Raw genomic sequence first — 25,977 nt, 5'->3', positions numbered from 1 at the left:
GCCAAAATCCTCTTCTATTCGAATATTTTCTGGGAAATATCGCATAATAAAGGGAGTCTGTTCGGGAAATTTCGGCAGGCTCTTTTCATTTTGCTGATATCCTTCAGCTTTTATAAAAAAAAATTGGGCTAGCGCTCCTTTTTAAATTGTCTGTCTTGGCTATTTTTGATACGATTAGTCTGTATCTCCCAAAATGATACATAAAGGTAAGGTGATAAGATGCAAAACCTCATTTTAGCCTCTTCTTCCCCACGGCGAAAAGAACTTCTTGAAAATCTACATTTAACATTTGAAGTTTCCAGCAGTGATGTTGATGAAAGTTTTGATCCCGGGCTGACACCTGAAGAAATTGTGAAAGAACTCGCCTTCAGAAAAGCAAATGCTGTCTTTAAACAGTCCTCTGATTCTTATGTTATTGGTTCAGATACTGTGGTAGTTAAGGACGGTCAGGTCTTAGGAAAACCTGCAAGCAGCGAAGAAGCATTCAGCATGTTAAAAAGCTTGTCGGGAACCACTCATTCTGTATACACAGGAGTAGCCATTCTGGCACCAGGTAAGCAAGTGAAATTCTATGAAAAAACCGATGTGGTATTCTGGGAGTTGACTGATGAAGAAATCAACTCTTATATCGGCACCGGTGAACCTTTCGATAAGGCAGGGGCATATGGCATTCAAGGCTTCGGCGGTATGCTTGTAAAAAGCATCAGCGGAGACTATTTTTCGGTTGTTGGCCTTCCTGTGTCAAGAACGGTTCGGGAATTAAGGAAAGCGGGCTATTCCCTTCCTTAATATACTTTCCTCATCTACGGCTCCCTGGCCACAAGGTTAGGGAGGAAAAGATATGCAAACAGAATCTTTTATGATTAAGGATTTCCCTCAAGATGAACGTCCTCGTGAACGATTTATGCAAAGTGGTCCACAAAGTCTATCCAATCACGAATTGATTGCTATTCTCCTCAGAACAGGCACGAAGGATGAGTCCGTATTGCAGTTAGCAAATAGGGTTCTCACCCAATTTGAAGGTCTCCGGCTGCTGAAGGATGCATCGCTGGATGAAATTACTGCAATCAAAGGAATTGGGGCAGCGAAAGCAATCCAATTGCTTGCTGCGGTGGAAATTGGCCGGAGGATCTCAAATCTCACCTATGATGACAGATATATCATCCGCTCTCCTGAAGATGGAGCCAATTATGTTATGAACGATATGCGGTTTCTGTCCCAGGAACATTTTGTATGCCTTTATTTAAATACCAAAAACCAGGTCATTCATAAGCAAACCATCTTTATCGGGAGCCTGAATGCTTCGATTGTACATCCGCGAGAGGTATTTAAAGAGGCGTTTCGAAGGTCGGCAGCATCGATTATTTGTATCCACAATCATCCGAGCGGAGACCCGACTCCGAGCAGGGAGGATATTGAGGTAACAAAAAGGCTTGCAGAGTCAGGCAGAATCATTGGAATCGATGTACTTGACCATCTTATTATTGGCGAAAACAAATTTGTCAGCTTGAAAGAGAAAGGCTACCTATAATATGGCTTTTGAAATTACCTTTAAAAAGGCTATGTTTTTATTTGACGATACGATATAATATTGGTTATGATTTTTGAGATGCCCTTGTGTTTAAAAGGCTCATTTCACCTGATAAATTAGAGAAATTTCAATGATTATACCTTATCTTAAATTTTAGCAATATGGATCAGAAAGGGAGATACCATTTATGTTTGGAATCGGTACTAGAGACCTTGGAATAGATTTAGGGACAGCTAATACACTTGTATATGTAAAAGGAAAAGGAATTGTCGTCAGAGAGCCGTCTGTAGTTGCCCTGCAGACAGATACAAAGAATATTGTTGCAGTAGGTAACGACGCGAAGAATATGATTGGCCGTACGCCTGGCAATATCGTTGCTTTGCGTCCAATGAAGGATGGGGTAATTGCGGATTATGAAACAACGGCTGTTATGATGAAATATTATATCAAACAGGCCAACAAAAATAAGAGCTTTTTCTCAGGAAAGCCTTATGTAATGGTTTGTGTTCCATCTGGAATTACAGCTGTAGAAGAACGTGCAGTTGTCGATGCCACACGGCAGGCAGGAGCGCGTGATGCCTATACAATTGAGGAGCCTTTTGCTGCTGCAATAGGGGCTAACCTCCCTGTATGGGAACCAACAGGAAGCATGGTTGTCGATATCGGAGGAGGCACCACCGAGGTAGCCATCATTTCCTTGGGAGGCATTGTAACAAGCCAATCGATCCGCATTGCCGGCGATGAAATGGATGATGCCATTATTAATTATATCCGTAAAAATTATAACCTGATGATCGGAGACCGCACGGCCGAAATGATTAAAGTTGAGGTTGGTTCGGCAGGAGATACAGAAGGCGTAGAAAACATGGAAATCCGTGGACGTGACTTATTGACTGGGTTGCCAAAAACAATCGAAATTACGGCAGAGGAAATCTCTAAAGCTCTAAATGATACGGTTTATGCCATTTTAGATGCAGTAAAAAATACGCTGGAAAAAACACCGCCCGAATTAGCTGCGGATATTATGGACAGAGGAATTGTGCTAACTGGCGGGGGTGCATTGCTCCGCAATTTGGACAAGGTAATCAGTGAAGAAACTAAAATGCCGGTGCTTATAGCTGAAAATCCGCTTGATTGTGTAGCAATCGGCACTGGCAAAGCTCTTGACCATATTGATTTATTTAAAAATAAAGCTAAAGAATCACGTTAATTGAGTAAATTTCATACGAAAAAATACAAAGCCCATTCACTTCTTTGAAGTGTTTGGGCTAAACTTTCGTATATCTTGCAGATGATAAAATAGTAGATTTTTGTCATTTGTCAAATTGTTTTATTAGGTTCATGCCCTTGCTTCAGGTGCCTGTAGGCAAGGTGTGTCCGTTTTTGTATACGACTATGGAAAAAATACTAATCGAGGTGTAAAGGATGCCACAATTCTTCTTGAATAAACGCCTGATTATTTTGCTTGTCAGCATCATTATTCTCGTGGCATTGATTGGGTTTTCTTTAAAAGATAGAGAAAATTTAACCTGGCCTGAGCAATTTTTAAAAGATACGACCGGTTTTGTTCAAAATGCCGTATCCCGGCCTGTGAATTATGTGGCTGGTTTCTTTGAAAATATTCAAGACTTGCAAAATACATACAAAGAAAATAAAGAGCTGAAAACAAGGCTGGATGAACTGGCCCGTTTGGAGTCGGAAGTTCAAAGGCTTAAGAAAGACAACACAGAACTTCGGGAAGTACTTGATAAACAGGATTCATTAAGTGAGTTTGAACCGAAGCAGGCAACGGTGATCGGAAGGAATCCTGATCGATGGCATGAATTGCTTATCATTAATAAAGGGGAAAATGCCGGAATTGAACCGAATATGGCAGTCATTACGTCAAAAGGGCTTATCGGCAAGGTGAAAAGCAGCAACACGTTTACATCTACTGTTCAACTGCTTAGTTCTATGGATCCTACTAACCGGATATCAGCTGAAATCCAAGCAAAAGATGGTAGTTTTTTTGGCCTTATTGAAGGCTATGACAAGGAAAAGGGGCTCCTGCTTCTTAAGCGAATCCCTTATGATGCCAAAGTTGAAAAGGGTCAAAACGTTATCACGTCAGGCCTCGGAGGCGTTTTCCCTAAGAGCCTTCCAATTGGGAAAGTTGTCGATGTTGTTCCTGATGAATTTGGACTGACACAAACAGCATATGTGGAACCAGGAGCGGATTTTTACGATATTGGGCATGTTATGGTCGTAAAGAGAGGGGTTCTGCAGCCAGAATTAATGGAAATGATTGATGAGAAGGAGGAGGAACTGTGAGAAGATTCCTTCTTCCTCTTATACTCCTGGGATTATTTATTGCAGAAAGCATATTTGTTCAACTCACTCCGCCTGGGCTGTTTGGCAGCGGGAAAATTGCTGTTCCGCGTTTTCTGATTGTCAGTTTGCTTTTTTTAACGATTTATGGATCGAAAAAGCATGGGGTGATTTACGGTCTTTTATTCGGTTTGCTGTTTGATATAGTGTACGTAGAAATTATAGGCATCTATTTGTTCTTGTTTCCTCTCATTGCTTATATCACGACAAAGCTGATGAAGATTCTGCAGACGAATGTAGCGATGGCTTCCATTATTGTGATTGTTGGTGTAGCGCTGCTGGAGGCTGGTGCGTACCAATTGAACTTTTTGATTCATCGGACTGATATGGATTTTGCTTCCTTTTTATCGGTCCGTCTGGCACCCACTCTTATCCTGAACCTGATTTTTATCATCCTGGCGGCCTTTCCATTCAAGAGGCTATTTGAAAAATATGCATTAAGCTTAAATGATTAGTGTTCTGGGTATAGAATCCAAAGTGCCTATTAAATATTTCACAAAAGAAACCGGATGATCCCGGTTTCTTTTAAATGATTATTTTTTGGGAAAAAGGAATTTGGAAGGTTTCTGTCGAATTCTATTAACCATGGGCAATTTAGAATAGGGATAATTGACATATTTTGTTTTTATCACAGTCTGAGCTGATCATCTGTTTGCCAGTTCTAAGGGCTGAATGTGAATTGAGTGCAAAAGGCACTTATGTGTTTCTTATCATTGAGGTGAACATCTTGAAATGAAAAAAAACCAAAACGTTACGATTAAAGGGACTAAAGACGGGCTGACATTACATCTCGATGATTCCTGCTCCTATAGTGAACTGAAGAAAGAACTTGACATAAAGCTTTCAGAGAGCTCGAGAGCCGGGGAGGATCGGCTTATATCGGTCAGGGTCCAAGTGGGGAATCGATATCTTACTTCAGTGCAGCAGGAAGAACTGAAGGAGCTGATTCGACAAAAGAAAAATCTGATTGTTGAGTCCATCAGTTCTAATGTGATAACGAAAGAAGAAGCTGCAAAACAAAGGGAAGAAAATGAAATTACTTCTGCTGCCAAAATGATTCGTTCCGGACAGGTTTTGGAAGTGCCTGGAGATTTGCTGCTTATCGGGGATGTAAACCCTGGTGGGACTGTATTGGCTGGCGGAAATATTTTTATCATGGGTGCCTTAAAAGGAATTGCACATGCAGGCTGCCGCGGAAATAAAAAAGCTGTTGTAGTCGCTTCCCTTATGAAGCCTTCTCAATTAAGGATCAGCGATTGCATAAACAGAGCTCCTGACAAGGATCAGCACGATGAAAAAAGAGAAATGGAATGTGCTTACATAGATGAAAATGAGCAAATTACAGTAGATAGATTGCAAGTGTTAATGCATCTGAGACCAAATATTACTAGATTGCAAGGGGGAAGCTAGGATGGGAGAAGCGATTGTCATTACGTCCGGAAAAGGCGGTGTCGGAAAAACGACTACCTCCGCAAATGTAGGCACTGCTCTTGCTCTGCATGGGAAAAGGGTTTGCCTTGTAGATACAGATATTGGCCTGCGCAACCTTGATGTTGTGATGGGGCTGGAGAACCGCATCATTTATGATCTTGTTGATGTAGTAGAAGGACGCTGCAAGATTCATCAGGCACTTGTTAAGGATAAGCGGTTTGATGACTTGCTTTACTTGCTGCCAGCCGCTCAGACAAGTGATAAATCAGCTGTAAAGCCTGATCAGATGAAAAAACTCGTCGATGAACTGAAACAGGACTATGATTATATTGTAATCGACTGTCCGGCAGGAATTGAGCAGGGCTATAAGAATGCGGTCGCTGGAGCCGATCAGGCACTTGTTGTTACGACTCCGGAGGTTTCGGCTGTCCGGGATGCTGACCGGATTATTGGTTTGCTGGAAAAAGAGGAAAATGTCGAGGCACCCAAACTGATCATTAACAGGATACGCAGCCATATGATGAAAAATGGCGATATGCTTGATGTGGATGAAATCACAGCCCATTTGTCGATAGATCTAATTGGGATAGTGGCAGATGATGATGAAGTCATCAAGGCTTCCAATCATGGTGAGCCGATTGCTTTGAATCCTAACAGCAAAGCGTCGGTGGCTTACCGGAATATTGCCCGACGTATTCTAGGCGAATCGGTGCCGCTACAGCCGCTAGAGGAAGAGAACAAAAGTGTCTTTTCAAAAATTAAAAAGTTTTTTGGTGTTAAATAAATTCGATATGAGAACCGGGGAGTTTCCCCGGTTTATTTTTTTTGACCGCCACATAGTGTCATACTCTATTTGGGCAACTCATAAACTTGTACAAATAGAGCTACTTAAGAATGGTGGGGATATTATTGAATTCAAGAGCGGATGAGATACGCAAGAGGATTGAACGGCGTAAAAAGGAAAAAGATAGAATGTCCAGGAACACGGAATCAAACATTCTATGGACGGAGGATGAGGAGCGTTATGGCTTCAATAAGCTCCCTTCCTACGAAAGTAAATTGAATGAAGGGAACTACCCTTTATTCCGCAAAGAATTATTCCTGTTCAAGATGCTTGCCTCTGCCTGCATTTTCTTGCTTGCAGCCATCCTTTTTAAAAATGAGGCGGTGAAACTAGACCCAGCAAGGGACTTTGTAAAAGCGACGATGGAAAAAGATTTTCAATTTGCTGCTGTTTCGGGCTGGTATGAAGAACAGTTTGGAAAGCCGCTGGCACTTCTTCCTTTCTCAGATGAAAAAAAAGAATCACAGAATCTATCAGAAAACAGTGATTATGCCCTTCCTGCTTCTGCTAAAATTCTTGAAGACTTTAACGATAATGGACAAAGAATTACAATTGAAACCGAAAAGGAATCAGCGGTTGAAGCAATGAGTGAAGGTCTTGTTCGCTTTGCTGGAAAGAAGGATGGGTTTGGCAATACAGTTATTATTCAGCATGGCGATAAAAGTGAATCCTGGTATGGCAATTTAGCTGATATTAATGTGAATCTATATCAATATATCGATAAAGGAACAGGGATTGGCACTGCAGGGAAAACAGAAGATGAAGAAAAAGGTTCGTTCTATTTTGCGATTAAAAAAGGCGATGACTTTATTGATCCGATTCAGGTGATGCCATTTGAGTAAACTGGCAGATTTGGTAAAAAATATATATATTCATCCCTTGCTGTGGGCTGTGATTGGGCTGGCAGTAATTACAGCCCATTTTATTGAGGTGTGCCTTTTGATGCTGATCATCTTTGTGCATGAGATGGGCCATGCAGCAGCCGCTGCTCTTTTTTCATGGAGAATTAAAAGAATCGCCCTTTTGCCTTTTGGCGGTGTTGCGGAAATGGATGAGCATGGAAACCGGCCGCTTAAGGAAGAAATTATGGTTATTATATCTGGACCGCTTCAGCATATTTGGATGATGGGAGCGGCATTCCTTTTTTTAGAATTGAACTGGTTGCCCGAACATATTTTTCAGTTATTTATACAATTCAATTTAATGATTCTGATTTTTAATCTGCTTCCTGTCTGGCCCTTGGATGGCGGTAAGCTGGTTTTTTTATGGACGTCCCTATCCCGGTCATTTCCTGAGGCACACCGGATTACTATTCTGATATCAGCTGCCGGCATTATTGGGATGATCCTTTTTACATTGCTGACTTCTCCTGTTAACCTGAATCTATGGGTGATTCTCGCTTTTTTGCTGTTTTCGCTATATCATGAATGGAAGCAGAGCAGATACGTTTTTATCCGCTTTCTCCTTGAAAGATATTATGGGAAAAACAGTGATTTTCGTACGCTAAAGCCCCTGGTTGTCAAAGAAGAAGAGTTGGTTATTCATGTTCTGGAAAGATTTCAGCGTGGATGCAAGCACCCCATCATTATCGAAAAAGATGGGAAAGAAAAAGGGATTTTGGATGAAAATGAGCTGCTGCACGCCTATTTTGCAGAGAAGGTGTTAACAGCAAAAATCGGGGATTTACTGTATGTTTATTAAAAGCAAGCACTCGAAATAGCCATAGCTTGCAATACTGCATTAAAGTGAGGAATATTATTTGGATAGGCTAGTTGTGAATTATGTATCAAGAGAACGGAGAGCTGCTTGCATAATTAATGGCAAAGTCGAGAAGCTATTCATCGATCAGCCAAAACAGCAGTCGACTGTTGGAAATATCTATTTAGGAACAGTTGCCAAAGTTATGCCTGGACTGAACGCAGCATTTGTGGAAATCGGAGAAGAACAAAGCGGGTTTCTTCATCGTGATAAATTGGCTTCATATGCAGGTTCCGGCGAAGAAAGGCAGTTTAAGGACAAACGGAGCATTTCTTCTTACGTGCACCAGGGAGAAAAGATTCTAGTTCAAGTCGAGAAGGAGGCGACGGGAACAAAGGGCCCAAGACTTTCTGGATTGATTGAGTTTCCGGGGGATTCCATTATTTATTTGCCTGAAGGCCGATATGTTGCAGTCTCAAAAAAAATTGATCATCCTGCTGCTAGAGAAAAATGGCGCCAGTTAGGCTACCTTATAAAAGAAGAGAGAGAAGGTCTGATTTTTAGAACTTCCTGTGAAAATAAGCAAGAACATGAAATAAGGGAAGAGCTCGACAAGTTAAGGCATGATTACAATAGTCTATTAAGGTCTGCTAAGGCTTTAAAAAAGCCAGGTAAGGTATTTGAAGCAGATTCCTTTGTGGAGGATATCCTGGAGGAAATGAAGAAAATGGCAGCAGGCGAAGTCATTGTAGACGATTTGAATGTAAAAAGAATGCTGCAGCAAAAAAGTTCTATTCCGATTCACTTGTATAATGGCAAGGAAAATATTTTTGCTGCCCATAAAATTGAAGCTGAAATTGAGAAAGCACTAAAGCGCATTGTCTGGATTGAAAACGGGGCTTATCTAATTTTTGATGAAGCAGAAGCTTTGACGGTTATTGATGTGAATACCGGAAAGTATACCGGCAAGCACGACCGCCGGGAGACTGTTTTGAAGACGAATGAATGGGCGGCTGAAGAAGCCGCCAGGCAAATTCGCCTAAGGGATATTGGCGGCATGATTTTAATAGACTTTATTGATATGAAAGAAGAAGGTGACCGAAAACAGATCCTTTCAAAAATGGAGTCAGCTTTGAAAAAAGATGAAAGGCGAACGAACCTGATTGGATTCACCCCTCTTGGAATTCTTCAGCTGACGCGAAAAAAAACGAAGCCTGCCATTACGGAGTCGCTTACCAAAAGATGCCAGGTATGTGAAGGTGCAGGATGGGTCTTAAGTGCTGAAACAATCGCATTCAGGATGGAAAGAGAGTTATGGGAGCTTAGGGGCCGGGAACATGAAGCCGTTTGGGTGGAGGCCAGTAAAGAGGTAGGAGAGGTCTTTTCTGGTGAAAATAGCATTCATAAAAAAAGAATAGAAGATAGCATCGGCATGAAAGTGATCTTCACTTTTAGAGAGGATTGCAAGCCGTTTTATGAAATCAGGCAGCTTGGCCAAGCAAAAGATTTAAAGGCAAAAGCAGGCAGGGGATGAACAATCTCCCGCCTCATTTGGGTGCTTGATTTTGCCACTTTGCAAAGAATGGCATTGGCTTTATAATTGTTTAAGCACGCTAATACTTTTAGGTGCCGAACAAGAGAATCATATAATTGTTTATTGACATGATGATTCATTATATGATAGTATTTTCATGTTATGTTTGTAGCGCACCCGTGCTACAACCGCACAGAACAGGTTTGAAAGCTCGAGCGGTTATGACTAGCTGCGAGTGCCATCGGCTCAAGGTCTTAAGCTTGTCGCCGATAAGCGGGCACTTTCCGCTTTTCGTTTCGGCGCCTGGGATGGCGAGTCTTAGTCTAAGAGGAGGTGCAGTTCATGTACGCGATTATTGAAACTGGCGGAAAGCAATTACGTGTAGAAGAGGGTCAAGCTATCTACATCGAAAAGCTTAACGCAGAAGCAGGCGAAACAGTTACTTTTGAAAAAGTTCTTTTCGTTGGCGGAGATAATGTAAAAGTAGGAAGCCCTGTAGTTGAAGGTGCTACTGTTACAGCTAAAGTTGAAAAACAAGGCCGTCAAAAGAAAATCACTGTATTCAAGTACAAAGCGAAGAAAAACTACCGCAAGAAGCAAGGTCATCGTCAGCCATACACTAAAGTTATGATTGAAAAAATCAACGCTTAATAAGGCGATATAGATGATTGAGGTAACGATTAATCGTAAGGACTCCGATGAAATTCATTCGTTTGAAATAAGCGGTCATGCATTTTTTGCAAATAGGGGCAAAGATATCGTCTGTGCAGGCGTATCTGCAGTAACCATCGGCGCAATCAATGCTGTTCATGCCTTAACAGGTGTGACACCAGAGATTGGCCATGATGATGGATTTCTCCGCTGTGTTCTTCCAGATCTTGAGGATGACATAAATGAGAAGGTGCAGCTTCTTCTTGAAGGCATGGTTGTTTCATTGCAGACGATTGAAGAAGACTACGGAAAGTATATAAAGATTACCTTCAAAAAACAGGAGGTGGAATAAATGCTATTAAAATTAGATCTTCAGTTGTTCGCTTCTAAAAAGGGAGTAGGTTCTACAAAGAACGGCCGTGATTCAATCTCTAAGCGTCTTGGCGCTAAGCGTGCAGACGGACAATTCGTAACTGGCGGCTCTATCCTGTACCGTCAGCGCGGTACTAAGATCTACCCAGGTGTAAACGTGGGTAAAGGCGGCGATGACACGCTATTCGCGAAAGTAGACGGTGTTGTTAAGTTCGAGCGTCTTGGACGTGACCGCAAACAAGTGAGCGTATATCCTGCAGCTCAAGAGGCGTAAGCCTACTAGAGAAAACCCTAGCCCATAAGGTTAGGGTTTTCTTTTTGACTAAAAACTTTAATAATGCACTTCTGATTTTTAAGCTGTGTTAAATCTCTTTTTTGATTGTTAATTCAATTGCTGGTTAATTTAACAGAGTCTATACAAAAAGCAATATTTTCTTATTTAGCATAAAATTGCTTACGGACATTTGTTTTTTTGATATACTTACAGCAAGCACAGTCTTCTGACACCTTAATAATCCTACAGGAGTGCATATATGGAAAAAGACTGGAATATGATTGAGGTGCTGCGTCATGCCCGGCATGACTGGCTAAATAAAATACAATTAATTAAAGGTAACCTTTCCCTTAACAAGGTTGACAGGGCAAAGGAAATTATAGACGAAATTGTGGTGGAAGCACAGCAGGAAGCAAAGCTTACGAATTTAAACCTTCCTGAGTTTGCCTCACTTTTATTCACATATAATTGGGAAAACCATTCCTTTCAACTTGAATATGAAGTGCTTGATGATGCAATGGCAGGACGATTGGATGATCGCATCCTTTCTAAGTGGACAGGCTCTTTTTTTGCCTGTTTGGATTCAGCGGCAAAGACTTACCATGAAAATCATTTATCCGTTTCAATTAGTCAGGAAAAAGAAGGGGCTCGTTTCTTTTTTGATTTTAGCGGAATAATAACAGATATGGACAGAATGGAAAAATTCTTAAACAAAGAATACGCTGACATATGCGTTGCTGTTCAGGAACTAGCTGAACAGGAGCTTGCGCTGGAGCTTTTTATGCCATTTTATTCAAATGGCAGAGAGTGATTCCGTCGTAAATAGTAATACTAATTGTGAAACTCTGCAGGTTTTGGGGTAATCCTTACATAAAGGAGTGGATCCAGTCAGTGCCGGCTGTTTGGCTGAAAGGCGGACAAAAGGGACATACTGCAGACGGGAGGAATAAAATAATGTTTGTCGATCAAGTCAAAGTTTATGTAAAAGGCGGCGACGGGGGCAATGGAATGGTTGCTTTCCGCCGTGAAAAATATGTGCCGAATGGCGGCCCTGCCGGCGGAGACGGCGGTAAAGGCGCCGATGTTGTTTTTGAAGTGAATGAGGGTTTGCGTACGTTAATGGATTTCCGTTATCAGCGCCATTTTAAAGCGCCACGCGGTGAACACGGCATGTCCAAAAACATGCATGGCAGAAATTCTAAAGATATGATTGTAAAAGTCCCGCCTGGCACAGTTGTAACGGATGCAGAAACAGGCGAAGTTATAGCAGACTTAACGGAACATGGCCAAAGAGCCGTTATTGCAAGAGGCGGACGGGGCGGCAGAGGAAACACCCGCTTTGCAACACCTGCGAATCCAGCGCCAGAATTGTCAGAGCATGGTGAGCCTGGGCAGGAAAGGGATGTCGTTCTTGAATTAAAGCTTCTTGCAGATGCAGGTTTGGTCGGTTTCCCAAGTGTAGGAAAATCTACGCTTTTATCTGTTGTATCCTCTGCAAGGCCAAAAATTGCCGAGTATCATTTTACAACCATTGTACCTAATTTGGGTATGGTCGAAACAGAAGACGGGCGTAGCTTTGTTATGGCAGATTTGCCGGGGTTAATCGAAGGTGCCCATTCAGGAGTAGGCCTTGGCCATCAATTTTTAAGGCATATTGAGCGGACAAGGGTCATAGTTCATGTTATTGATATGGCGGCAGTAGAGGGAAAAGATCCTTATGAAGATTATTTAACCATCAATAACGAACTGAAAGAATACAATCTGCGATTAACGGAAAGACCGCAAATTATTGTTGCTAATAAAATGGATATGCCCGAATCCGAAGAAAACTTTAAAAAGTTTAAAGAGCGATTAGAAGAGGATTACCCAATTTTCCCTATCTCAGCTGTTACGCGCCAGGGACTCAGGGACTTATTATTTGCAATCGCTGATAAAATCGAAGTAACACCTGAATTTCCTCTTGCACATGAAGAAGAGGGAGAAGAAACCGGAGTCCATCGCGTACTTTACAAACATGAAGCCGATCAGACAGAGTTTGTTATTACAAGGGATCCGGCTGGCGTGTTTGTCGTATCCGGAGATGCAATTGAGAAGCTCTTTAAGATGACGGATTTCTCAAGGGACGAATCTGTCCGCAGGTTTGCAAGGCAGCTGCGCGGCATGGGTGTGGATGATGCTCTTCGCGAAAAAGGAGCCAAAGACGGCGACATCGTTAAGCTTCTTGATTACGAATTCGAGTTTATTGACTAACCTTCTCGATTGACGGGGTGGAGAAATGAGAAAAGATAGATTCGATAAAAAATTTTATTTAGTTCGCGAAGATGTTTTGCCTGAAGCAATGAAAAAAACATTGGATGCGAAGGAAATGATCGAACGGGGAAAAGCGGAATCAGTTTGGGATGCTGTACAAAAAGTCGATTTAAGCCGCAGTGCTTTTTATAAATACAGGGACACTGTGTTTCCTTTTCACACCGTGGTAAAAGAACGGCTTATCACGCTATTCTTCCATTTGGAAGACAGATCGGGGACATTGTCACATCTGCTGGGTGTTGTAGCTTCTTCTGGATGCAATGTACTCACGATTCACCAGACGATTCCTCTTCAAGGGAGAGCAAATGTCACGCTCTCCTTGAATGTTACAGAAATGGGAATCGAAATGGATGAGCTTTTGGCCAGGCTCCGCAAACTGGAATTTGTAGAAAAAGTAGAGGTGCTGGGAACAGGTGCGTAAGAAATTGCGCTCCGGTATCCGGCGCTTTTTTTTGCCATTGTTTAGAAAATGGAGCAGTCTTTATTAAGGAAAAATAAAGTGTTCACACAGCGTTCCGGGGCATAATTATTTAAATATTTCCAATTGAGAATTTACATACATCTGTTAAAGTGATAAAGTATAAAGAAAAGTTTTCAAACAACTCTGAAGAAAGGAAGGAAGATACCGTGAAAATAGGATTCCTGGGCCCTAAGGCCACATTTACAGATATAGCGGCAAGGAGTTTATTTCCAAAAGAGTCAGCAGTTCCCTACCCGACAATACCTGACTGCTTTGATGCTTTAATTGATAATGAAATAGACCTGGCGGTAGTTCCTCTTGAAAATGCATTGGAAGGTTCAGTGAATATTACGCTTGATTATCTAATCCATGAGGTAGATTTGCCGATTGTCGGGGAATTAACAGCTCCTATACGCCAGCATTTCATGGTCCATCCGGATAACTTGGGAAAATGGGCTGAAACAGATGTAGTCTACAGTCATTCCCATGCTATCGCACAATGCCATAAATTTTTGCATAAAGAGCTCAAAGGAATTCCATGTGAAAGTACCACTTCTACGGCTGCAGCAGCCCAATATGTAAGAGAAAATCCTGGGAAAAGGGCAGGAGCCATCGCAAATGAATTAGCGGCGGAAGTTTATGGATTGGCCATTGCCAAACAGGATGTCCACGACTTTGATTTTAACCACACGAAATTCATTGTTCTTTCTCAAAAGAAAGTGTTAATCCATGAAGGCCGTGAAGAGTTTTCCGGGCATAAATCAACTGTAATGGTTACCTTGCCGGCTGACAGGGCAGGAGCTCTCCATCAAGTGCTTTCAGCGTTTGCCTGGAGAAAACTTAACTTGACTAAAATTGAGTCAAGGCCGATGAAGACTGGGCTGGGGAATTACTTTTTTATAATTGATGTAGACATGAAGTTGGATGATGTGCTGATTCCCGGGGCAGTAGCTGAATTGGAAGCACTTGGTTGCGGTGTTAAAATCCTGGGGAGTTATCCATATTTCCAGCTTAATCAAAAAGACAAAAAGGTACTTCAGGACTGATTGAAAAAAGGATCCGGTTCAGTTCACCGGATCCTTTTCTATGATATCAGTCCCTTTGAACTTAGAGAACTGTCTAGCTCCAGGAGTCATCGGCTATCGGGTCTAAGCCAATCCGTCCAAAAGCTTAAAAAACAACCTTTCAGCCGGTTCGTCTTATGCTTGAGTTCCCCAGGATGGAGGTCATGCAAACGGTGCCGCAGGACGTGGCATTCCTAGTCTGCATTCCGTAGGCGGACGCCTTGCGCTTTTATTACTTTTCAATATCAATCAGAAAGCCAGCTTGTCTTAATGAATCTTCGGCTTCATCCAATTTTTGTTCGGAGGGCGCCGAGATCGTATGAAGATGGATCCCATCTGTTAGTTCTGATAAGAATGCTGCATTTGTGTTTTTTATTTTCTCCATAAACTGCTTGACTTCTTTTCGTGTTGATACCATAACGGATGCAGTTAGGTCCCCATATACAGGATGCTCTATTTTAACATCCTTTATTGTAACGCCATGGTCGACAAGGAGGTACAATTCTTCTTCGGTCCTTTCAGGGGAGTGATGGCAGGCAATGGTTCGTTCCGCTGAAACCGAAGGAGACACCTGGTGAAGATACATATACCCCTGGCTAGTGGCAATAATTGGCTCGTTTTTCGCTTTAAGCAAAGTGACATCACCAACAATCACCTGCCGGCTTACATTAGTTTTGGCAGCAAGCTCACCGCCTGTAATAGGCTGGCCGCTTTCTTTCAGAAGCTGAAGCAAAAAGGACCTTCGTTCATCTCCAAGTACCTTTTTTTGTTCCTTCATGTTTGACTCTCCCTTACATACCGATAATGTTTCATTCTACCATACTACCCGAAGAACATAAAAAACTAGAGCTGCACTGGTTCGTGTGTCAATTCTGCAAGTGTTTTGCCCAAAGCTTTGGCATCCTCGGCTGATGTGTTCCACCCGAACGAAATACGGATAAACTCCTTGCCGCTTTTACCGTTGACGCCAAGCGCTTCCATTGTTTTAGAGATAGATTGCATGCCTGTACGGCAGGCGCTTCCAGTTGAAATGGCAAATCCATGCCTATTGCATTCAAGCATGATATATTGACCTTCTAGTCCTTTCATCCGCAATCCTAATGTCGAAGGGAGTTGATATTCGTGTTCAAAGTCGTAGGCATCAATAAGATCTTTTGCAGGCTCAAGTTCTTTTAAAAGGGCAGCGCGCAGCAGCAGGAAATGGCTGTGATGGACGTTCAGGTTCGCGTAGGCCTTTTGAGCAGCAACTGTCATTGCTGCAACGCCTGGAACATTGACGGTTCCTGGCCTGAATCCTTTTTCATGGGATCCTCCGGGCAGAAAAGGATCCCACCGGAGCCGTGGATGAATATAAACCGCTCCGATCCCTTTTGGACCATAAAATTTATGTCCTGAAATCGTTAAACTATCTGCACTTTGTGCTATTTTTACTAAATCTGCTTTGCCAAATGTATGGACACAATCGCTATGCAGCAAAATGCCTCTTTGTTTGCAAATGCTGCTGATTTCAAGAATGGGCTGCAATGTTCCGATTTCAGAATTGCCATGCTGAATGGAAATAAGTACGGTATCGTACCTTAAGGCTGCCTTTAATTTTTGTAAGTCTATGCGGCCATCTTCCCCAAATGGAATTTTGGTAATTTCATAACCTTTATCCTGGCTAAGCATATCTAAAACGCTATGAATAGAAGAATGTTCGGCTACCCCTGTGATGATATGTTTCCCATTTGGTTGAGAAGCTGAGAGCAATGAGTGAATCGCAAGAAAGTTTCCTTCCGTACCCCCGCTGGTAAAATAAATCCCTTCCCGCTCAGCCCCCAATATCCTTGCAATTTCTCCTCTGCAATTTTCGAGAAGCCCTTCTGCCTCGCTGCCTGTGTCATGGAGGCTTCTTGAATTTCCGAAGAATTCTGTGGAAGCTTTAATATAAGCATCTGCCGCTTCCTTATCTAGTGGACATGAAGCTGCATAGTCAAAGTATTTTATAGTCCCACCTGCTTTCAATATGAAAATGATATACCAGTAAGTAGTTTCTCTAATTCTATGAAAAACTCTTGTCATAATTCTAAATCTATGTAAATATAGGTGTCAAGACACCTGTAAAAACAGGAGGTAAATAAAAATGCATGCCGACGTTCTAATTATTGGAAGCGGAGTGGCAGCTTTGCAGTTGGCAAAGAAGCTGCGTCAAGACTTAAATGTGATAGTTCTCACAAAGTCAACTGTAAGGGACGGAAACTCATATTTGGCACAGGGCGGCATTGCTGCTGCCATTGGAGAAAATGATCATCCTTCAAAGCATTACATGGATACACTTGAAGCAGGAAGGTTCCATAATGATCTTGATGCAGTAATGGCTCTTACTAGTGAAGCGCCTTCCCTTATAAAAAGCCTCTTTGAGGATGGATGCATGTTTGATATGGATTCCAGAGGCAGTATGGCATTAGGCAGGGAAGGAGCCCATAGGGAAAATAGAATTGTCCATGGAGGCGGAGATGCAACAGGAAAAACGGTCATTGAGTTTATGCTATCAAAGACCAGCGGAAATATTAGAATCATAGAAAACATTCATGTCATTGATCTGCTGGTCAACGAGGAGGATGGCAGCTGCATAGGAGCAAAAGGAAAAGATGCTCATGGGAAAGTTCACCGATTCTATTCAGCACATGTCGTGCTGGCTAGCGGCGGCTGCGGTCAAATATATGAATATACATCCAATGCGGTAACCGCAACAGGAGATGGCATTGCTCTAGCTTACAGGGCAGGTGCGAAAATAGCAGATATGGAATTCATACAATTTCACCCTACACTACTTTACAAAGAAGGCAAAGCTTTAGGATTAATATCGGAAGCAGTAAGGGGAGAAGGCGGCCGCCTGATTACCGAAGACGGAGAACCAGTGATGGAAGGGATTCATCAGCAAGAAGATCTGGCACCAAGACATATCGTGTCACAGACAATATTTAATCTTTTAAATGAAGGAAAATCAGTCTTTTTAGATATCACGGCTATAGAAAATTTTAATTCAAGATTTCCAACTATAACAGCGATCTGCGAGCAAAGCGGAGTAGATATAAGCCTAGGCAGAATACCCGTTTCACCAGGCAGCCATTTTTTAATGGGAGGCATCCTAACGGATTTGGTTGGGAGAAGCAGCATTCCAGGATTATATGCCATAGGGGAGGCGGCATGCACAGGAATACATGGTGCAAACAGGCTTGCGAGCAACTCATTGCTTGAGGGATTATTTTTTGGCAAAAGGCTGGCGGAATGGATTAATGGACAGCCTTTACTTACGATGGCCAACCCCCTTCGAAGCCTGGAGCAAGGCGGAGAGGCACCAGTTTCCTTGCCAGCAATTGGAGAAATTAAAAGAAGAATGATGAAGAACGCCGGGATAATCAAAACAAAGGAAGGGCTGTTAAAGCAGCTTGCCTGGCTAAAAGAAATTCAAATAGAAAAATGGATTAAAGCAAGCTGGGATCATCTTTCACCAGATGAAGCAACAAGAGCTTGCATGCTTATTGCATCATATCTTGTGACTGTTTCTGCATTAAAAAGAACGGAGAGCAGAGGTGGACATTTCCGCGAGGATTTTCCCGCCGAAAAAAATGAATGGCTTCGAAAAAGAGTTATTCACTGCCTAATAACAGAAAAGGATGGTAAAAATGAACAAATTAAAGCTGAGGTTGCAACTTGAACAATTTCTTCTAGAAGATATCGGTGAACGGGATCTGACAAGCGATCTGGTTTTTGGGGAGAGCCAGACAGGAAAGGTTGTTTTCCTTGCAAAAGAAAAAGGTGTTTTTTGCGGTGAAAACATAATCAGGTTAGGATATCAGATACTGAATCAATCGGTGGATATAGATGTAAAAGTACAGGATGGTGAACCTATCGGGAAGGGCGAGGTCCTTGCTGAAGCATTCGGCCCTGTAGGCGTTCTTTTAAGAGGAGAAAGAGTTATATTGAACCTTATCCAAAGAATGAGCGGGATTGCAACAAAAACAAATGAAGCTGTCCGGGTTCTTAATAGTACTCATACAAAAATTTGCGATACGAGAAAAACAACTCCTGGACTTAGGATGCTGGAAAAATATGCAGTCCGGTGCGGGGGCGGATTTAACCACCGTTATGGTCTATATGATGCAGTTATGATTAAAGATAATCACATTTCTTTTGCAGGATCGATTTCAAAAGCTGTGGAAACTGTCCGGGCGAAAATTGGGCATATGGTCAAAACCGAAGTTGAAACAGAAACAAGAGAACAAGTAATTGAAGCAGCTGATGCAGGAGCGGATGTGATTATGTTCGATAACAGGAGTCCAGAAGAAATTAAAGAATGGATCAGCATCGTGCCTAAGGGGATTCTGACAGAAGCTTCCGGGGGAATCACACTGGAAAACCTGTCCAGATACAGTGATACCGGGGTTGATTTTATTTCACTCGGTTTTCTTACACATTCAGTAAAGGCGCTTGATATCAGTGTGAAAGTTACAGTTGAATAAAAACAAGCTTATATGGCAAAGGGGTAGGAAAGACATGAATATCTTTCAGACAGCAGAACAACAAGCCAATATACTTCCTGAAAAATACCGCAGGATGACAGTGAAAGAACTTGAGGACCGGGCAAAGGAGATAAAAGAAAAATTGGGGAATAAACTGTTTATTCCCGGACATCATTACCAAAAAGATGAAGTGATCCAGTTTGCGGATGCCACGGGTGATTCTTTAAAGCTTGCTCAGCTTTCCAAGGAGAACACAGAGGCTGAATATATTGTATTTTGCGGCGTACACTTTATGGCAGAAACGGCTGATATACTGACGGCTCCTGAACAAAAAGTTCTTCTGCCTGATATGCGTGCAGGCTGCTCCATGGCTGATATGGCAAATTTTCACCAAACCGAAAGAGCCTGGATAAAGCTGTTGGAGCTATTCGGCGAATCCATGATTCCCTTGACATATGTAAACTCTACTGCAGCCATAAAAGCTTTCGTTGGCACTTATGGGGGAGCTACCGTTACCTCTTCTAACGCCGAGAAGATGGTGACCTGGGCAATGACACAGAAACCCAGAATTTTATTCTTGCCAGATCAGCATTTAGGCAGAAATACGGCATATAAGTTAGGAATAGGGTTAGATGAGATGGCTGTTTGGAATCCTGTCACTGACCAGCTCGAATACGAAGGACTTATCGAAAATGTTAAAGTGATCCTTTGGAAAGGTCATTGTTCCGTCCATGAAAATTTTACGGTTGAGAATGTAATTGAAGTTCGTAAACAGTATCCCGAAATGAAAATCATTGTCCACCCTGAGTGCAGAAGAGAAGTTGTAGCACTTTCTGATATGGCAGGTTCAACAAATTATATAATAGAGGCAATCGAAAACTCAGATCCGGGATCTTTATGGGCAATCGGCACCGAAATGAATTTGGTCAAAAGGATCATAAATCAGCATCCGGATAAGCATATAATATCGCTAAATCCGCATATGTGCCCGTGCCTGACAATGAACCGGATCGATTTGCCGCACCTAGTTTGGTGCCTCGAAACCCTTGAACACGGAAGAAGTCATAATCGAATACAAGTAGAAGAACAAACTGCATATTTTGCGAAAATGGCATTAGATAGAATGCTCGAGCGGCCATAATGATAAAAAATCCTCCTAAGCAGGAGGGTTTTTTAATTCCTTGTTAGCCTCTGACGTAATTAGGGTTTGTAGAAATGATGAATCATATTTTTGGGGGGAAATGCATATCTTTTTGTGTAGATTGTTAGCAATTTGCCCATTTCTTCATACACTATATGGACTTACGCATAGGAGGGAATTCAGAGTGAAAATCCATATCGTACAGAAAGGGGACACTCTTTGGAAGATTGCCAAGAAGTACGGCGTGAATTTTGAAGAGCTGAAAAAGATGAATACACAGCTCAGCAACCCTGATATGATAATGCCCGGTATGAAAATTAAAGTCCCGGCAAATGGAGGCTCTATAAAAAAAGAAGCTCCAATAGGGACAAAACCGGAAGCTAAAATAAACATGGGTGCCAAAAAGGAAATGCCAAAAGCAGACCACCCTTTTGCCAAAGAGAAGCCTATTACAATGCCAGTTGTGGAAGCGCCAAAGGAGAAGCCAGTAAAAGAAGAACAAAAGCCGGCACCTCCAAAAAAGGAAATGCCAAAAGTAACAGCTCCAAAGGTTGAGATTCCAAAAGAAGTTCCTAAAGTTACTGCACCTAAAGCAGAGGCGCCGAAGGAAGTTCCCAAAAAGCCTTATACACCAAAAATGCCAAAGCCAGTTATACCTGAAATTGATATAAATAACTATTATATGATGAATATGTCCGTCCAGCAGCCAGCACCACAGCAAAAGCCACTCCCGGCTGCAGAAGTTAAACCGAAGCAAAAGCCACTGCCTATTTCTGAAACTAAACCACAGCCGCAGCTCCCGCCTAAACCAGTTAATGTTCTTCCGCAGGTAAAGCCAATCGCGGAAGAAGAAAGCCCAGAAACCCAGGATAGTGAATCACCTGTTTACACACAACAAGGAGGTCAATATCAGCCAATGTATTCTTATAATCCATGTCATCCTCAAATGCCGTTTCCGCAAGTACAGGGAGCAATGATGCCGCACCAGATGCCACATCAGATGCCACATCAGATGCCGCAAGTTCAAGGGGCCATGATGCCGCAAATGCCACATCAAATGCCAATGGCTCAAATACCGCATCAAATGCCGCAAGTTCAAGGAGCCATGATGCAAGATCATCAAATGCCGCATATGGGGATGATGGCAGGAGTTGAGAGCCCTGATTATGATGAATCCTCTCCGTTTATGCCAATGGCCCAGATGCCGCAAATGCCGACAGGAGTAATGGGAGCGGGAGATATGGGCTATCAGATGCCGCACCAAACGCCTGCAGGAGTAATGGGAGCGGAAGATATGGGTTATCAGATGCCGTATCAAATGCCGACAGGAGTAATGGGAGCACAGTATCCTGGCTATCAGATGCCGCACCAAATGCCGCAGGTACAAGGGGCTATGATGCCGCAAATGCCACATCAGATGCCGCACCAAATGCCGCAGGTGCAAGGGGCTATGATGCCGCAAATGCCACATCAGATGCCGCATCAAATGCCGCAGGTGCAAGGGGCTATGATGCCGCAAATGCCACATCAGATGCCGTACCAAATGCCGCAGGTGCAAGGGGCCATGATGCCGCAAATGCCACACCAAATGCCGCAGGTTCAGGGTGTAATGGATGAATCTCCGGGTATGGTTCAAAAGCCGCTTATGCTATCTCAGAGCCAAATGCCATTCATGCCAGGCTCAGTCATGGGTGCAGCGGATAATTGTGGATGTGGAGGGCCGCAGATGGGTCCTGGAGCTTATGGATCAGGCCTTGGATTCGGATACGGCCCAGGGCCGGAATTCGGATACGGTCCAGGATTTGGAGCTGGCCCAATGGGCGGGCAGCCATTTGGCATGCCGAGAAACTTAGAAGAAAGCAGTGAATACGACGGCTAAACACAGGGGAGACGATTTATTTAAAAATCGTCTCCTCACCTATTTGCAAGAACAGTTTTCTTTTGACATTGATGGAATAAAACCAATCCGAAAACAGGTTTATCAGGTCAGGACACACGACCGGACCTTTATTTTGAAGGGATTTTCATCTTATCACCGTTTAAAGCTTCAAGAAACTTTCACAGCTTCTTTATTAAATGAAGGCTTTGCAAACACGTATGCTTTTTATGAGTTTGCCAAAGAGCCGCCTTTGTTTTTTGACCGCACTTATTACGGCTGCCTGGAATATATACAGCCCTCTGAGGATTCTTTCTCCTATCATTTGAAAAAAGATCGTTTAGAGGGACTTGACCTGCTGAAAGCCTTTCACGATACCTCGGAAAAGCTTGTCAGCCGTTACCAAACAGTTATACCGATGTTTAAGCAAACAGAGAAATGGAGGGAAAGAGCATCTCTTTTTCTAAATAATCTTCCTGTTATAAGATATTTTGTCCAAAAGGAAATTATTAATGAATTATTGTCATGGGCGGACTGGTCCCTAAAAGGAATTGAGGAGGCTTCACATTTCCAAACTGAAAGGCAAGTTATTCTCCATGGTGATGTTGCCCATCATAACTTTTTAAGGGCGAAGAATCAGTCTTTATACCTTTTGGACTTTGACTTGATTGCTAAAGGTGCCCCCCACGCCGATTATCTCCAATATGCCAACCGTATTCTTCCTTTTATGAAATGGTCATTTGAAGATTTAGTGAAGTATCCATTAATGAAACAATATTTGGATGAAAAAGATTTCTTATATGCTCTTGCTTTTCCAACGGATATCTTTAGGGAGTGGAATAGAATCATTAGGGAAAGAACCTACCTGGATCCTGTAAAAATCCGCCCTGTTCTGGAATTAACAGCAGGACAATTTGCAGAAAGACAGCGGTTTATTCGTGCTTTGAAAAAAGCCGCAGACGAATATAAATAACTAATTGAAATTGGACGTAAATGACAGAATGAAACCCCCTCTCTGCTCACAAGCTATGAAGGAGCAAAATTGCTCAAGGCTTGTAATATTAGCGAGGGAGGTTTTTCGCTTGCACAAGAAGTTAATTGCAGTGCCGCTGGCTGCCATCATGTCGATGGGATTAACAGGCTGCGGAACAAACGATGAAACCGCAGTTCAGGATCGATACAATGAACAGGGGCAGCCGATGGGCTATTATTCAAATGAAAACCATGGAAACCGCGGAGGAAATGCTCGAGTTGAAGACGGAGCAGATAACGATGGACCGCTTACAGAAATAATGGACCATACTTTGGGCGTTGAAGGAAGGAATAATGGCTACAATCGCAACAATAACAGAAATGCACTTCGGGTCAGGAATGAAAATACCGGGAACCCTACTGTACCACTTGCTGACAGGGACCGTAATTTCTATCAAAAAGATAACCGTTTTAGCCATAGTGATGCAAATTACCATGGACATCTTGACGATAACACACGCAAAGCCAAAAGTTCGTATTACCAGGCTTACGAAGGTGAACTCGCTGAAAAAATTGGTGATGTAACTGCTTCTGTACCTAATGTAGAGGATGTCCGCTCAGTAACTTATGGCAGCAATGTGCTGATTGCTGTGGACCTTGCGGATTACAGCAAGGAAGAGAAGACAAAAGCAGCCATCCACGAAGCGGTTCAGCCCTACCTTCGCGGGAGATCAACGACAGTCGTTACGGATGAGGGTACATTCAGCAGGCTAAGAAACATTGACAATAACCTGCGGGACGGCGGGCCAAGAGAACAGATTGATTGGGATTTAAAAAATCTATTCCGTAAAGAAAGTTAATTTGGATTCTGGATAAGGGAGTAAAGCCATTGCGCTTTGCTCCTTTTCATTTAGTACCTTATTAAATTATGGCAGGATAAACAAGAAAATATTGGTCATACTAGGAATATAGAGCATATGGTGAAAATTGCGTAATGGATGCTTTTGCAGAAGTAACATTTTATTTGAGGTGATCGATTATGAGAACCATGCGGGGTTTGTTCATTATTCAAATGGCGGTCATTATGATTTTCTTTTATACAGAGGGAAGCCCCCTTGCCTGCATGGCAGGCTATTTTGCCAATGAGGGGCAACCGGAGAACAGCGATAAGCCCATTAAAGGTCCGCTTCAAATGAAGGTTATGTTGGAAAGAGTATACCTGGATGGAGAAGTGAGCCAGGAAACGATAGAGGAAACGGTTTGGACGATGGAAGATTTTTGGGCTAAATATGATCAATGGCAGCTTGTTGAAATGGATATAGATAATATGGTGTTTCGCAGGCAAATGGATGATATTTCTCCATTATTAAAAGCAAATGGCTATTTTGGAATTACAGATGACGGAACCTTAACCATATTTAATGGCCGCCCGCAAAGGACAAACATTATCCAGTCTTTTTTTCAAATTGATTTAGGAAAACTGGAAAGCACTAAATGCGAAGAACTGAAAAAAGGCATTCCAATTATGACAAAAGATCGGTATGTAGAAGTGCTTGAAACATTTAAAAGTTATTCTACAGAAGAAAAGCAGGCAAATTAATGGCAGACTGGCTTGCGCCGGCCTGCCATTAATTTGCAATAAAATGCCCGTCTTTCTTATAAAGGACGGGAAAAAAATTTTATTTTTCAATGTTTGTTATCAAGTAACCACTATCCAGCAGCTCTAGTTGATATGAGTATTTTCCTGCTTTTACGGTTGCTTCGTTAAGATCTCCGCTGACTTCAGCCTCTTCCATTGTTGTATCTAGTACGGAAGGAGAGAAGTAGGGTTCTTCATTTACGATCATTTCGCCATCTTCAGTCTTTTGATTGGTTGCGTAGTGTGTATATATTTCTTTAGCCACATCTTTGCTATAGTACTTGGCAAGGAAGGCAACTGCTGATTGCTCATCTGCAAAACTTGCATTGATCACGGGCGTTGTTTCATCTGCAGCCATTTCTTTATGAAATACTTCATTTACTTTAAGCTCACCAACACGGACAGAATTATAAAATTTTGATTTATCTTCATCTGTCATTCCAGCGTTTGCTTCAGTCTCAGGCTCTTCTGTTTTTTCTTCGGTGGATGTGCAACCCGCAACAGCGAAAAGCAAAAGGAAAAGGGTAAATAGTGCGAATAGTTTCTTCAATTCATGACCTCCAGTCAATTTATTTAAAACCTCCATCATTATATTTAAGATTTCATGAATACCGCAACTTTTTTCTTCGTGCCTTAATTATTGTATGGTACAATGAGATACAGCTATATCAGGGGAGCGAAAGGTATTGTTAGAATTTGTAAAAGGTAAATTAGAGTACATCGGACCGGAATATGTTGTTATTGAAAATAACGGGATTGGCTATCAAATATTAGCGCCTAATCCATTTAGTTATACTCCAGAGTTTGGGCAGGAAGTCAGAATTTATACATACCATTATGTAAGAGAAGATATCATGGCTTTGTACGGTTTTCATTCGAGAGAGGAAAAGACATTGTTTACAAAGCTGCTGAATGTCACAGGCATCGGACCTAAGGGAGCTCTTGCGATTTTGGCTTCAGGTGAACCCGAACAGGTGGTCCAGGCAATTGAGAAAGAGGATGAAGCATTTCTTGTTAAGTTTCCTGGCGTTGGAAAGAAAACGGCAAGGCAAATGATTCTTGACCTTAAAGGGAAACTGCCTGATATCGTACCTGACTTTTTCCCTGATTTATTCTCAGCAGATAAAATCGTTTTTGAAAAAAGTGGCGGTTCAGCTGATCTTGAAGAGGCGTTGCTTGCACTGAAAGCGCTGGGCTATTCAGATAAGGAATTGAAAAAGATCACTCCTGATCTAAAAAAGGAGAAGCTTACAACAGATCAGTACATAAAGAAGGCTCTTCAGAAGCTTTTAAATCTATAATTTCCCC

At 42.2% G+C, this 25,977-nt stretch carries 28 protein-coding genes and 1 other annotated feature; of the genes, 25 read left to right on the top strand and 3 right to left on the bottom strand.

The window, feature by feature from the left end:
* The first annotated feature begins 219 nt into the window (after positions 1-219).
* The 17 genes from NCCP133_RS02545 (at position 220) to pheA (ending at position 14,518) form a co-directional block, all read left to right on the top strand.
* Entirely contained in the window at positions 220-789 is a 570-nt protein-coding gene (locus tag NCCP133_RS02545; protein WP_264803386.1) for a Maf family protein, read from the top strand.
* Positions 790-841: 52 nt separating this feature from the next.
* Positions 842-1,531: a RadC family protein gene (gene radC, locus NCCP133_RS02540; RefSeq protein WP_264803385.1), complete on the top strand. Its 690-nt coding sequence runs from the start codon at positions 842-844 to the stop codon at positions 1,529-1,531.
* 187 nt (positions 1,532-1,718) lie between these two features.
* Positions 1,719-2,741 (top strand): rod shape-determining protein, encoded by a 1,023-nt coding sequence (locus tag NCCP133_RS02535; RefSeq protein WP_264803384.1) that lies wholly within the window; start codon positions 1,719-1,721, stop codon positions 2,739-2,741.
* 215 nt (positions 2,742-2,956) lie between these two features.
* Complete coding sequence (gene mreC / locus NCCP133_RS02530; protein ID WP_264803383.1) at positions 2,957-3,841, top strand: rod shape-determining protein MreC; 885 nt, start codon at positions 2,957-2,959, stop codon at positions 3,839-3,841.
* Positions 3,838-4,353: a rod shape-determining protein MreD gene (gene mreD / locus NCCP133_RS02525; RefSeq protein ID WP_264803382.1), complete on the top strand. Its 516-nt coding sequence runs from the start codon at positions 3,838-3,840 to the stop codon at positions 4,351-4,353. Before mreC ends, mreD begins: the two co-directional genes overlap by 4 nt.
* A gap of 277 nt (positions 4,354-4,630) precedes the next feature.
* Positions 4,631-5,308: a septum site-determining protein MinC gene (gene minC / locus NCCP133_RS02520; RefSeq protein WP_264803381.1), complete on the top strand. Its 678-nt coding sequence runs from the start codon at positions 4,631-4,633 to the stop codon at positions 5,306-5,308.
* Between the two features lies 1 nt (position 5,309).
* The gene (gene minD / locus NCCP133_RS02515; RefSeq protein ID WP_264803380.1) at positions 5,310-6,113 is read left to right on the top strand and encodes a septum site-determining protein MinD; all 804 of its coding nucleotides are present in this window, start codon (positions 5,310-5,312) and stop codon (positions 6,111-6,113) included.
* A 125-nt stretch (positions 6,114-6,238) separates the two neighbouring features.
* A complete protein-coding gene (locus NCCP133_RS02510) occupies positions 6,239-7,015 on the top strand; it encodes a M23 family metallopeptidase (RefSeq protein ID WP_264803379.1) in 777 nt (258 codons plus the stop codon).
* Positions 7,008-7,874, top strand: a complete 867-nt coding sequence (locus tag NCCP133_RS02505) for a M50 family metallopeptidase (RefSeq protein ID WP_264803378.1) — start codon at positions 7,008-7,010, stop codon at positions 7,872-7,874. The genes NCCP133_RS02510 and NCCP133_RS02505 overlap by 8 nt, the downstream gene beginning before the upstream one ends.
* 58 nt (positions 7,875-7,932) lie before the next feature.
* Complete coding sequence (locus tag NCCP133_RS02500) at positions 7,933-9,405, top strand: Rne/Rng family ribonuclease (RefSeq protein WP_264803377.1); 1,473 nt, start codon at positions 7,933-7,935, stop codon at positions 9,403-9,405.
* Positions 9,406-9,581: 176 nt separating this feature from the next.
* Positions 9,582-9,734 (top strand) — a sequence feature (ribosomal protein L21 leader region).
* Between the two features lie 13 nt (positions 9,735-9,747).
* The gene (rplU, locus tag NCCP133_RS02495) at positions 9,748-10,056 is read left to right on the top strand and encodes a 50S ribosomal protein L21 (protein WP_264803376.1); all 309 of its coding nucleotides are present in this window, start codon (positions 9,748-9,750) and stop codon (positions 10,054-10,056) included.
* Between the two features lie 13 nt (positions 10,057-10,069).
* Positions 10,070-10,408, top strand: a complete 339-nt coding sequence (locus tag NCCP133_RS02490; RefSeq protein ID WP_264803375.1) for a ribosomal-processing cysteine protease Prp — start codon at positions 10,070-10,072, stop codon at positions 10,406-10,408.
* Positions 10,409-10,702, top strand: a complete 294-nt coding sequence (gene rpmA, locus NCCP133_RS02485; protein WP_009333115.1) for a 50S ribosomal protein L27 — start codon at positions 10,409-10,411, stop codon at positions 10,700-10,702.
* Between the two features lie 259 nt (positions 10,703-10,961).
* The gene (locus NCCP133_RS02480) at positions 10,962-11,513 is read left to right on the top strand and encodes a sporulation initiation phosphotransferase B (protein WP_264803374.1); all 552 of its coding nucleotides are present in this window, start codon (positions 10,962-10,964) and stop codon (positions 11,511-11,513) included.
* A gap of 143 nt (positions 11,514-11,656) precedes the next feature.
* A complete protein-coding gene (gene obgE, locus NCCP133_RS02475; RefSeq protein ID WP_264803373.1) occupies positions 11,657-12,952 on the top strand; it encodes a GTPase ObgE in 1,296 nt (431 codons plus the stop codon).
* Between the two features lie 25 nt (positions 12,953-12,977).
* Positions 12,978-13,433, top strand: coding sequence for an ACT domain-containing protein (locus tag NCCP133_RS02470; RefSeq protein ID WP_264803372.1), 456 nt, complete (start codon positions 12,978-12,980; stop codon positions 13,431-13,433).
* A gap of 206 nt (positions 13,434-13,639) precedes the next feature.
* Positions 13,640-14,518 (top strand): prephenate dehydratase, encoded by an 879-nt coding sequence (gene pheA / locus NCCP133_RS02465; protein WP_264803371.1) that lies wholly within the window; start codon positions 13,640-13,642, stop codon positions 14,516-14,518.
* 250 nt (positions 14,519-14,768) lie between these two features.
* Here pheA and NCCP133_RS02460 read toward each other — a convergent pair whose 3' ends face one another.
* On the bottom strand, positions 14,769-15,314 hold the full coding sequence (locus tag NCCP133_RS02460; protein WP_264803370.1) for a transcription repressor NadR: 546 nt from the start codon (positions 15,312-15,314) through the stop codon (positions 14,769-14,771).
* 65 nt (positions 15,315-15,379) lie between these two features.
* The gene (locus NCCP133_RS02455) at positions 15,380-16,597 is read right to left on the bottom strand and encodes an IscS subfamily cysteine desulfurase (protein ID WP_264803369.1); all 1,218 of its coding nucleotides are present in this window, start codon (positions 16,595-16,597) and stop codon (positions 15,380-15,382) included.
* Between the two features lie 61 nt (positions 16,598-16,658).
* On the opposite strand from NCCP133_RS02455, the gene nadB reads away from it, so the two are divergent.
* From nadB to NCCP133_RS02420, 7 genes are all read left to right on the top strand, one after another.
* Positions 16,659-18,236 (top strand): L-aspartate oxidase, encoded by a 1,578-nt coding sequence (nadB, locus tag NCCP133_RS02450; RefSeq protein ID WP_264803368.1) that lies wholly within the window; start codon positions 16,659-16,661, stop codon positions 18,234-18,236.
* Entirely contained in the window at positions 18,205-19,041 is an 837-nt protein-coding gene (gene nadC, locus NCCP133_RS02445; RefSeq protein ID WP_264803367.1) for a carboxylating nicotinate-nucleotide diphosphorylase, read from the top strand. Before nadB ends, nadC begins: the two co-directional genes overlap by 32 nt.
* Before the next feature lie 34 nt (positions 19,042-19,075).
* Positions 19,076-20,182 carry a quinolinate synthase NadA gene (nadA, locus tag NCCP133_RS02440; RefSeq protein WP_264803366.1) on the top strand — a complete coding sequence of 369 codons (1,107 nt, stop codon included), beginning with the start codon at positions 19,076-19,078 and terminating at the stop codon, positions 20,180-20,182.
* 184 nt (positions 20,183-20,366) lie between these two features.
* Entirely contained in the window at positions 20,367-22,061 is a 1,695-nt protein-coding gene (gene safA, locus NCCP133_RS21850; protein ID WP_309298028.1) for a SafA/ExsA family spore coat assembly protein, read from the top strand.
* Entirely contained in the window at positions 22,045-23,031 is a 987-nt protein-coding gene (locus NCCP133_RS02430; RefSeq protein ID WP_264803365.1) for a phosphotransferase, read from the top strand. Before safA ends, NCCP133_RS02430 begins: the two co-directional genes overlap by 17 nt.
* Positions 23,032-23,140: 109 nt before the next feature.
* The gene (locus NCCP133_RS02425; protein ID WP_264803364.1) at positions 23,141-23,890 is read left to right on the top strand and encodes a YhcN/YlaJ family sporulation lipoprotein; all 750 of its coding nucleotides are present in this window, start codon (positions 23,141-23,143) and stop codon (positions 23,888-23,890) included.
* Positions 23,891-24,069: 179 nt separating this feature from the next.
* Positions 24,070-24,630 (top strand): BofC C-terminal domain-containing protein, encoded by a 561-nt coding sequence (locus NCCP133_RS02420; protein WP_442874228.1) that lies wholly within the window; start codon positions 24,070-24,072, stop codon positions 24,628-24,630.
* A gap of 79 nt (positions 24,631-24,709) precedes the next feature.
* Here NCCP133_RS02420 and NCCP133_RS02415 read toward each other — a convergent pair whose 3' ends face one another.
* Positions 24,710-25,219, bottom strand: coding sequence for an endonuclease (locus NCCP133_RS02415; protein WP_264803363.1), 510 nt, complete (start codon positions 25,217-25,219; stop codon positions 24,710-24,712).
* Between the two features lie 136 nt (positions 25,220-25,355).
* Here NCCP133_RS02415 and ruvA point away from each other — a divergent pair, with 136 nt between their 5' ends.
* Positions 25,356-25,970, top strand: coding sequence for a Holliday junction branch migration protein RuvA (gene ruvA, locus NCCP133_RS02410; protein WP_264803362.1), 615 nt, complete (start codon positions 25,356-25,358; stop codon positions 25,968-25,970).
* The last annotated feature ends 7 nt before the right edge of the window (positions 25,971-25,977 follow it).

The sequence above is a fragment of the Cytobacillus sp. NCCP-133 genome (assembly GCF_026011715.1).
In the GTDB taxonomy this organism is placed as follows: Bacteria; Bacillota; Bacilli; order Bacillales; family Cytobacillaceae; genus Cytobacillus.
This window is presented reverse-complemented; position numbering and strand designations above follow the sequence as displayed.